At 29.1% G+C, this 9,861-nt stretch carries 7 protein-coding genes; 1 reads left to right on the top strand and 6 read right to left on the bottom strand.

What is annotated here, in order from left to right; translation table 11 throughout:
• Positions 1-112: 112 nt before the first annotated feature.
• Genes JG780_RS09130 through JG780_RS09120 form a run of 3 tightly spaced genes read right to left on the bottom strand, consistent with a single transcriptional unit; the run spans position 113 to position 3,146 of the window.
• Positions 113-844: a class I SAM-dependent methyltransferase gene (locus JG780_RS09130; RefSeq protein ID WP_287570235.1), complete on the bottom strand. Its 732-nt coding sequence runs from the start codon at positions 842-844 to the stop codon at positions 113-115.
• Positions 841-1,998 (bottom strand): trans-sulfuration enzyme family protein, encoded by a 1,158-nt coding sequence (locus JG780_RS09125; RefSeq protein ID WP_287570233.1) that lies wholly within the window; start codon positions 1,996-1,998, stop codon positions 841-843. Before JG780_RS09125 ends, JG780_RS09130 begins: the two co-directional genes overlap by 4 nt.
• Entirely contained in the window at positions 1,995-3,146 is a 1,152-nt protein-coding gene (locus JG780_RS09120; RefSeq protein ID WP_287570231.1) for a PLP-dependent cysteine synthase family protein, read from the bottom strand. The genes JG780_RS09125 and JG780_RS09120 overlap by 4 nt, the downstream gene beginning before the upstream one ends.
• A gap of 528 nt (positions 3,147-3,674) precedes the next feature.
• Between JG780_RS09120 and JG780_RS09115 the strand changes: the two genes are divergently transcribed.
• Positions 3,675-4,511 (top strand): diguanylate cyclase domain-containing protein, encoded by an 837-nt coding sequence (locus JG780_RS09115; RefSeq protein WP_287570229.1) that lies wholly within the window; start codon positions 3,675-3,677, stop codon positions 4,509-4,511.
• A gap of 414 nt (positions 4,512-4,925) precedes the next feature.
• Here the strand turns inward: JG780_RS09115 and JG780_RS09110 are convergent, their stop codons facing one another.
• The 3 genes from JG780_RS09110 to JG780_RS09100 all read right to left on the bottom strand — a co-directional run bounded on the left by JG780_RS09110 (position 4,926) and on the right by JG780_RS09100 (position 9,210).
• On the bottom strand, positions 4,926-6,719 hold the full coding sequence (locus tag JG780_RS09110) for an ABC transporter ATP-binding protein (RefSeq protein WP_287570227.1): 1,794 nt from the start codon (positions 6,717-6,719) through the stop codon (positions 4,926-4,928).
• An 11-nt stretch (positions 6,720-6,730) separates the two neighbouring features.
• Positions 6,731-8,512 carry an ABC transporter ATP-binding protein gene (locus tag JG780_RS09105; RefSeq protein ID WP_287570225.1) on the bottom strand — a complete coding sequence of 594 codons (1,782 nt, stop codon included), beginning with the start codon at positions 8,510-8,512 and terminating at the stop codon, positions 6,731-6,733.
• A gap of 305 nt (positions 8,513-8,817) precedes the next feature.
• Positions 8,818-9,210, bottom strand: coding sequence for a ParB N-terminal domain-containing protein (locus JG780_RS09100; RefSeq protein WP_287570223.1), 393 nt, complete (start codon positions 9,208-9,210; stop codon positions 8,818-8,820).
• Positions 9,211-9,861 lie beyond the last annotated feature (651 nt).

Here is a 9,861-nt window from a genome sequence, read left to right as displayed (position 1 = left end):
TGTTCCATCCGTATCGCCTCCTGGTTTTTGTGTGTGGTTAATTATATATTATCAGGAGGCGATATTTTTTCAACCTCTATTTTTCCTTACAGGAATTCTTTTTTAAAATTTTTTATTTGAAAGTTGCTTTATAAAGATTTACTTTTTTATCTTCGACTCTACAATATGCTTCCATTTTATCAACTTTGACTTCTTTAAACAATTTTGAACCCATTGCCTTGATTTCCTCTTTTGAAAATCCCAGGTGTGTATCTTTTAGTGTTTCAGTAAACTCTGTATAACTGTGTTTGAGCACATCTATTATAATGATTTTTCCATTTTCAGTTAAAACTTCTTTCATGCTTTTTAGCACTTTTTCAGGTTCAATAAAGTGGTGAAAAGCAAGTGTTGAAAAAATTGCGTCAAATTTATCTGGAATTTTTGTGCCATAGTGTTCATTAAATATCTTAATAGATTCTTTTATTTTTTCAGCCACTCCCCAAACTATAGGAATTCCATTTCTTTGAATATTTTGTAACATATTAGGTGTTATATCTAGTGCAAAAAGGTTAATTTTTATCCCAATTTTTTCTAGTTTTGTTTTAACTTTTTCGGTAAAGAATCCTGACCCAGCAGCAACATCTAGAACTGTTAGCTCGTGCTTGTTTATCTTTAAAAGTTCATTAACAATTTCATTTGTAATTACCTCAATACACTTGTTGTTAAGATAACTTCTAACAATATCGTCTCTTATTTCTGCTTCACCTTCAAAATAACTTATTTGTTTTACAAATTCATTTATTGATTTTTCATCGAAAGAAAGTTGCTTTAAGAATTTTCTTATTTCATTAGTTGAGATGGTCATAATTTCACCGCCCTGAAACCTTTTTCTAAATCTTCAATTAGGTCGTTTATGTCTTCAATTCCAACAGAAACCCTGATTAATGAATCTTTTATACCGACTTTTATTCGTTCTTCACGTGGAATTGAAGAGTGAGTCATAAGGGCAGGTAATTCTATTAATGATTCTACTCCCCCTAAGCTTTCAGCCAGGAAGAAGAGTTCGAGATTTTCAACAAATTTTATTGCATCTTCTAATCCTCCTTTAAGTTCAAACGAAAGGATGCCACTAAAACCTTTCATTTGTTTCTTTGCAAGCTCGTGCTGGGGATGCGACTGTAACCCTGGATAGTAAACTTTTTCAACTTGTGGGTGATTTTCAAGATATTTAGCAATTTCCATTGCGTTTTTTTCGTGCTTTTCCATTCTGGCAGAAAGTGTTTTGATTCCTCTCATAGCTAGCCAGGAGCTAAATGGATCTAATATTGCACCAACAGCATTTTGATGAAATTTTAATTTTTCATATATGTCTTTATTGTTTAACATAATGGCTCCACCAACAACGTCTGAATGGCCGCTGATGTATTTGGTGATGCTATGTAGAACAATATCAGCCCCAAGAGCAAGGGGGTTCTGGAAATATGGACTTGCGAAGGTGTTATCTACAACAACAATTATACCTTTATCTTTTGCTAAACTTGAAATTTCTTTAATGTCTGCGAGTTTCAGAAGTGGGTTTGTTGGACTTTCGATCCATATCATTTTTGTTGTTTCCTTTATTTCTTTTTCGATGTTTTCTATATTTCTAAAATCTACGTAACTAAATTCAATACCGAAGCGTTTCATAACGTGGTTAAAGAGTCTTTTAGTTCCACCATATAAATCATCAAAAGCAATAACGTGATCTCCTTTGTTTAACAATGATAAAAGTATAGTGGTTTCAGCAGCCAGGCCAGATGAAAAGGCCAAACCATATTTAGCATTTTCAAGTGCTGCAAATTTCTTTTCTAAACTATCTCTAGTAGGATTTCCACTTCTTGAATAGACATATCCATCTTCTACTTGGCTTATATGGCTTTTTGCATAGGTGGTAGAGAGATGTATAGGTGAAACAGCATCGCCAAATTGAAATTCTTTAGGAATTTCTCCTACATGAATTGCTCTTGTTGGAAATTTCATTTTAACACCTCCAATATTTTTTCATCATCGGTCTCTAAATTATGTTTACGAAGCCATTCATCGTTGTATACCTTAGTAAGGTAGTTTCTTCCAGTATCTGGAAAAATTAGAACAACTTTTTTATTCTTTATATTATTTCCTTTAAGGTATTTAAGTGCTCCAAATAATACAGATCCTGACGAGCCGCCTACTAGGATTCCTTCTTTTTTTGCTAGAAATCGTGTCATGGAAAAAGACTCTTGATCATTGACGACAACAATGTCATCTATTAATTCTAGATCGACGGTAGCTGGGATTATATCTTCTCCAATTCCTTCTACTAAATAAGTGTGTGCATGTTTTAAAGCTTCTTCTAGAGGTATTCCTCGTTTTACAAGGTTGTAAATCGAACCCACTGGATCTACCCCTATAACTTTTACATTACTTATTTCTTTTAAATACATTGATATTCCTGTAATAGTACCACCAGTTCCTACTCCAGCAAATAAGTAATCAATATCGCCATTCAATTGATCCCAAATTTCTCTTGCAGTTATTTCGTAATGAGTGAGAGGATTATATTTATTGTAATATTGGTTTGGTATGTATGCAAAATAAGAATTATCGATTTTTTCATAAAGGATGTTTTCTAGTTCATCTATTTTTTCTTCGTTGATAAGATTTTGGACAAAGGACACAATTTCTGAAAGTTCATTGTCATTTAAAAACTTTTGCCTTTTTGCTATCAAGTTTCTAATAATTTCAGCAATTTTGTAATATGAATTAGGAGCATCTGGAGCAACATTGGTTGGAGCTCTAACAGTAAAAGCACCTAATGCTTTTAACAGTAATTCTTTTTCAATACTTACTTTAGTTGGCATTGTAAAAACTGTTTTGTATCCTTTATTTATAGCCATTAAGGCTAATCCAACGCCAGTATTCCCGGATGTTGGTTCAATAATAACTGTACCTTTAGTAATTTTTCCTTCACTTTCTGCATTTTCAAGAATATATTTACCAATTCTATCTTTTATACTTCCACCAGGATTCAAAAATTCAGCTTTAATATAAATTTCATTGTCAATATTAAAATAATTTTCTATATTGTTTAATCTAATTACAGGTGTTTTTCCAATAACATGTGTTATACTATCATAAACGTTTTCCATACTTTTTACACCTCCAATATAAAAAATATTTACTTTTGTATTAGATTTAGGAAAATCAGTGACAACAACAGTAATAGAAGGGCTTAAAAGTTAGATGAATTTTATTATTAAAGTGATTGGGAAAATGTTTTGAAAGAAATTTTTTTAAAAAAGCAAAAGCGGGAATCACAAAGGAAATTACACCTTTATTGGTGGGAACTTGCAGAAGAGTTTGAGTATTTCTAATTTTTATGTTTTTTAGAAGTTTTTCTTGATTTTTAAAAAGATGCACCCCATAAAAGCCACCTCCTGATTAGTTGTACCTAATTAAAGATATCATGTCTTAGTTAACTTGTCAAGTATAATTTGTATTTTTTTACAAAAAAGAATAAGTTAACATGAAAAAGCCTGTTTTGCAACTTTTGGTGCTATTCTTGTTTTTAAAATTAAAAATAACTGTATACAAAGTTAGTTGTATAAAAAAAGTCATATTTTTACTTGAAAATTTGTTTATAATATTCTTGAAAAGTTAATAAGGAAGGGATCTATATGACAAATATAATTAAATGTATTAAAAATTCAATAGATTTTATAGAAAATAATCTCCTTGAAAATATACATCTTGAAGATATTGCAAAAAGTGCCAATATGTCAATTTCACTTTACTCAAAAATTTTCAAAAATTTGTTTGGCTTAACTGTTAAAGAATACATTATTAAAAGGCGCATGTCATTAGCTGCAAAGGATTTAATTTTTACAAAAGATAGTATTTTGAGCATTGCATTAAAATATGGTTATTCAGGGTATGAACAATTCTCAAGAACATTTAAAAAAACATTTCATGTCTCTCCAACTAAGTACAGAAGAACCGGAATATATGTAAATATTTTTCCAAAAATAAATCTAAAATTGAATAGTTTATGTGGAGGTGAAATTATGAAAGAGATGGAAAGCGGTCAAGTGATGAAAATTTTGAAAAATCTCGATGGAGGATATATTCTAGATTTAGACATTGATCGTTTTGCTGATATCAACGAGACTTACGGAAGAAAAACCGGTGATTTAGTTTTGATTGAAACTTCAAAAAGAATAAAGGAAGTACTTGAAAAACGTTCAATTAAAAGTGATGTGATTAGAATTGCTGCAGACGAATTTATTGTAGTTCTTAAAGAGAGAGATTTGGAATTTGTAAAAAATTTGGCAAAAGAGATTTTAAATACAATGAAAAAAGATTTTGTCTTTGAAGACAAAAAAATAAATATAACTATTTCTATTGGAATTTCAAAGTTTTTTACAGGTATTGAAGGAGAGAAGATAATTGAAAATGTTCGAAATGCAATGATTGGTGCTAAGAAAGAAGGAAGAAATAGATTCAAAATTAATTGAAAGATCCATATTTGTTATGATACCTCCTAAGTAGACAATGTAATTAATAAAAATTACAAGGTTTACAAAGGAGTATTTTTTAATAGAGAGAAATAAAAGTTAAGCGTGCAAATATTATATAGGGTGGAAAAAGAAATTTTGTGGGTATAACAAAAGTAATTGGTTGTGATTTGAAGGGGAAACTTACCAAAAAAATTGTGTGGTAAATCCACATAAAAGCCGCATATAAAATTTTGTGTAAAATAAAAAAACTCTTCTTGAAGTTGTAAAATACAACCAAAAAGTAGGTTTTACACAAAAGATTAAAGTGCTTGACTCCCACTGAATGTCGGAATCAAGCACTTATAATTTCTTAATTTTTATTTAGAATTACTTGTCTACTTGACATGGGGCAGTCCACATTTGAAGGATTTTTCATGTTTCGTATTCTCCTAAAAGTTCCTTTCCTTTTTCTTCTACAAATTGTTTGATATATAGATTATAATAATAACTTCTTTTTTTCATGAGATCTTTGTGATTTCCTTCTTCTATGATTTTTCCATTTTTTATCACTAAAATTCTATTGGCATTTCTTATGGTAGAAAGTCTATGTGCAATGACAAAGCTAGTTCTTCCATATAGTACTTTCATTATTGCATCTTGAATTAAATGCTCAGTATATGCATCAACAGACGAAGTTGCTTCATCTAAAATAAATATTTTTGGATCTGCTATTACAGCTCTTGCAAGAGAGATTAATTGTCTTTGACCAGTAGATAATTTTGAACCACCTTCACCTACATCAGTATCATAGCCGTTTTCAAGGTTTATTATAAATTCGTGGGCATTAACAAGTTTTGCTGCATTTATAATTTCATCCATACTAGCATCTAATTTTCCATACCTTATATTTTCTGCAACGCTTCCACTAAAAAGGTGAGGAGTCTGTAGCACATATCCTAAACTTGAATGAAGTTTTTGTAAAGGTATTTTTCTATAATCAACTCCATCTATATATATTACTCCTTTAGTTGGTTCATAGAACCTACCAACAAGATTAACTATGGTAGACTTTCCTGAACCTGTTTCTCCTACTAGTGCTATTACTTCACCTTTTTTAACATTCAAATTAAAGTTTTTCAGAACATAATCTCCAGTTTTATATTTAAACCAAACATGTTTAAATTCAATTTCTCCTTGAATATTTATATCCATGATATTGTTTGCTTCTTCGTTTATTTCAGGTTCAGTATCAAGTAAATCCAAAACTCTTTCAGCTGCAGCTTGAGCTGATACAAGGTCAGCTATTATCCTTGCTATTTCTCTAACTGGTTCAAAAAACTGAATTGAGTAATTAATAAAAGCGACTAATGTTCCAAAAGTTATAATTCCAGTATATACCCAATTTCCTCCAAAATAGATAATTGAAGCAGTTGTTATACTTCCAATACTCATAACAATTGGAGTATAAATTGATGATAAAATTGCTGCTTTTACTGAAGCTCTTTTCATCTCATCAGACTGAACTTTGAAATCATTTATATGTTGATCTTCAACAGATAAGATTTTTGTAGTTTTTGCTCCCATTATTCCTTCATTAAAAGTACCAGTTATTTCTGAATTGAGCTTTCTTACTTTTCTATATTGTCTAAGAATTTTATTTTGAAAATATAAACTAATTAACAATAAAAACGGTATAGCACAGATAATGATTAAACCTAATTTCCAGTTGAGTATAATTAGGTATGCAAATATAAAAAGCATTGATGAAAAGCCCCAAATAAGATCTGTTAGTCCCCAGGCTAGAACGTTTGTTATTTTCCTAACATCGGACATTAATCGTGCCATTAAAAATCCTGTTTGAGTTGAATCAAAGAATGATAACGATAATTCTTGAAGTTTTTCAAAACCAGCTTTTCTAATATCATGTGCTACAAATGTTTCAATTTTTCCTGCAAAGAAGATTAGTAAAAAAACATTTAATGTTTGTATCAAAATAACTATTGAAAAAATTATTATAAATTTGTAAAATCCTTCCATAGATTTTGGTACGACATAGTTATCAATAGCATATTTAGTTAAATATGGAAATGTAGCATCTATTGCTCCAACTATTAACATGACAATTATTAAACCTAACATATGGTATCTGTACGGATAAACAAAGGTTAGAAATTTTTTCCATAATTTTAGATTTATTTTTGATTTATATTCTTTTTCTTGTGCCATATTATTCACCTCTATGATTCATTTTTAACAAGTGATTGTATTTTCCATACCCTTTTATACAATCCTTCCTGCTTAATTAGTTCTTTGTGAGTTCCAATATTGGTTACTATGCCATTTTCCAGTACTATTATTAAATCTGCATCCTTGATACTGGAAATTCGGTGTGAAATTAATATAGTTGTCCTTTTTTTACTGTTTTTTCTTAGTTGTTCTCTTATCTTTTCTTCTGTTTCTGTATCTACTGCACTTAATGAATCATCAAAAATTATTATCGGAAATTCTTTTATAATAGCTCTTGCTATTGTTAATCTTTGTCTTTGGCCTCCGGAAAGCGTGACACCTTTTTCTCCAATAAGTGTTTCATATTTATTTTCAAAATCCATAATGTCCTCATGGATAGCGGCTATTTTTGCTGATTCTATTATTTCTTCTTCTTTTGCTTTTCTCTTAGTGATTTTTATATTTTCTTTTACTGTTTTAGAGTATAAAAATGCTTCTTGTGGAACAATGCCTATATTTTTTCTTAAAGTTTTTTTGGAAATGTTTCTTAGTTCTATACCATCAATTGTTATTGAACCAGAGTTATAATCGTATAATCTTAATAGCAGGTAAATAATTGTACTTTTTCCTGAACCTGTTGTTCCGAAAAAAGCAACAGTTTGTCCATGTTTGATTCTAAATGAAACACCTTTGAGAATCGGTTTATCTTTTGTATATCCAAACCAAACATCTTTAAATTCAATGTCTCCTTTTAACTTAATATCTATTATTCCAGAATCTAAATCTTCTTTTTCTTCGTTTAAAATTTCATATATTCTTTTCAAAGAGACTTTCGTTTTACCAAGATCTGAAAAAATGCGTCCCAATTGCCTAATAGGCCATAGAAGCATTGCAACATAACTTGAGAATGCGACGAGAGTACCTATAGTTATCTCCTGTTTAATTGCAAAATATGATCCTATTACAATAACTAATAATATTTGAGTAAGACTTATAAAATCAGAAAACGACCAAAATCTTGCAAACGTCATTACTAATTTAAAATCAAGGTCTCGGTAGTTTTTATTTTTCTCGGAAAACTTCTGAATTTCGAAATTTTCTCTTGCGAAAGCTTTTACGACTCTTGCACCAGTTATGTTTTCTTGAACAACAGTAGATAATTCAGCTTCAGCTTCATCAGCAAGTTTAAATTGTTTTTCAACTTTTCTGAAAAACCAGTATGAGATATAAAATGAAAATGGAATAGTGATTGTCGAAAAAAATGCCATTTTAGCGTTTATACTGAGCATTAAGTAAATAATCATGCTCGCCAAAAAGATTGTTCTTCCAATTTCAACAAATTGTCCAGCTATAAACCTTCTTACGGTTTCCACATCCGATGTACATCTTTGAATCACATCACCAGACTGATATTTAGAATAAAATTGATAATTTGATTTTAATATTGAAGAATATAGATCGTCTTTTAAGTTTTTTGCAAGTGTTTCAGCTGCATCACTTGCAAATTTTCCTCTAAGATACATGAAAATACCGTTAAAAATGCTTAAAATAACAATAATGAAAGCAGCAAAAATTAGTTTCCCGGAAATAGTTTTGAAGTTAGCTAAGCTAAAAATGTAATTTAGTACTTTTGAATCTATTGGTTTAGGGCCAATAATAGAATCTACAGTTGTTCTGATCACAAGTGGAGAGACAACTGTAAAAAGGGATGAGACAATTGTCGCCAATATTGCAAATGTATATGTTAATCTTTTTCCTTTTATGTAATTATTAATAAGTTTGAAATTTTTCATGTTATTTACCCCCTTTAAAAAAAACTCCACGGATTGGACAACCCGTGGAGTTAATATATCTACATAGATTATTATCATTATCTATTCATAAAAAATTTATCCTTCTAAGGGTTGTCCCATATTTACGTATATTTACTTTTGTCAAGTTAGATATTCTTATTCTCATTGGACAACCCTCCTTTTACTTTTCTTAGTTAAAAAAAGTATAACATTGTTTTAAAAACGAGTCAACAGCAAATTTTAGATTTAAAAATTAAGTAAAAAAATATTAAAGTATTGACTTCATTAATGCCAATAGTTTTGTATTAAAGATGAGGAGAATAAAGCATTTTATGCATATTTTCACATCTTTTTAGCCACAGTTTTTTATATTGATTATGTGATATAACTTTTAGATCAGAAATATTATTTATTTTTGCATTTTTACACCATTCTATGCAAATTAAATAAAGTTTCCAATCAAGTTCCTCTGTTTCCCATATTACTTTAATTTTTTTTGCCCCCATTTTCCAAAGTGCGTACGCTCTAGTGTGTCCGTCAGTATAGAAAATAATATTATTAATTTCTTTAATTGGTACAGGACTGATATTTTTAACTCCAGTAGTTTTGATATATTTTAAAACGTTTTTGAGTTTTTCTTTTGAAATATAGAGTTGACTTGGCATTATTTTTTCTATATCTAGGTAAAAATAATTCATATGAATACCTCCAATAAAAATTACTATGTTAACCTATATTTTTTTCAAATAACTCTGGGGTTATTATATCAAAATTAATTATGTTTTTGGCGATATCTAAAGAAATTTTAATGTTGTCAATAGTTACTTTGATATATGAAATAGACAAAAGAACTTGAACCACAAATAGATCAATTTAATATAATGTTTCTTTATAATATTTATTTTTTGATATCAAAAATAAGTAATATCTATAATCTCTATTTCAAAAATTTTATAGCGCAAAATTCTAAAAAGTTATTAGTTAATTCCATTTTATTTTTAAATTTTTTCAACTTTTTATTTGATATTATGGCAAAAAAATTTTTTATATTAATTTGTTTTTCTTATATTTGTTGGTTAAATAATTTTAGTAGATTTAAAATGTTATATTGAAGACTGGAAATAGAAAGTTTGGAAAACAAAAAATATTTGTGATATACTTTGTGTGGAAATGGTAATTTAAACAAATTATTAACAAACTAAATAAAATATTAATGGTTTTTTAAATAGGGGGGAGAAAAATGAAAATATTATACTGCTCCCCTGAAGGATTGGACAGTTAGAAAGTAGAGAGTATAATCATATACGAAGGGGAGTGAAAGGTATGAGAAGGAAGTTTTCTGCTGAAGA

The organism is Thermosipho sp. (in: thermotogales) (assembly GCF_020054775.1).
GTDB lineage: Bacteria > Thermotogota > Thermotogae > Thermotogales > Fervidobacteriaceae > Thermosipho > Thermosipho africanus.
The sequence above is the reverse complement of the archived record's forward strand: the minus strand, read 5'-3'. Positions and strand labels throughout refer to the sequence as shown.

Bases quoted from the DNA above. Each gene is read 5' to 3' on its own strand.
- JG780_RS09130 (WP_287570235.1), bottom strand. From the start codon at position 844: ATGACCATCTCAACTAATGAAATAAGAAAATTCTTAAAGCAACTTTCT.
- JG780_RS09125 (WP_287570233.1), bottom strand. From the start codon at position 1,998: ATGAAATTTCCAACAAGAGCAATTCATGTAGGAGAAATTCCTAAAGAA.
- JG780_RS09120 (WP_287570231.1), bottom strand. From the start codon at position 3,146: ATGGAAAACGTTTATGATAGTATAACACATGTTATTGGAAAAACACCT.
- JG780_RS09115 (WP_287570229.1), top strand. From the start codon at position 3,675: ATGACAAATATAATTAAATGTATTAAAAATTCAATAGATTTTATAGAA.
- JG780_RS09110 (WP_287570227.1), bottom strand. From the start codon at position 6,719: ATGGCACAAGAAAAAGAATATAAATCAAAAATAAATCTAAAATTATGG.
- JG780_RS09105 (WP_287570225.1), bottom strand. From the start codon at position 8,512: ATGAAAAATTTCAAACTTATTAATAATTACATAAAAGGAAAAAGATTA.
- JG780_RS09100 (WP_287570223.1), bottom strand. From the start codon at position 9,210: ATGAATTATTTTTACCTAGATATAGAAAAAATAATGCCAAGTCAACTC.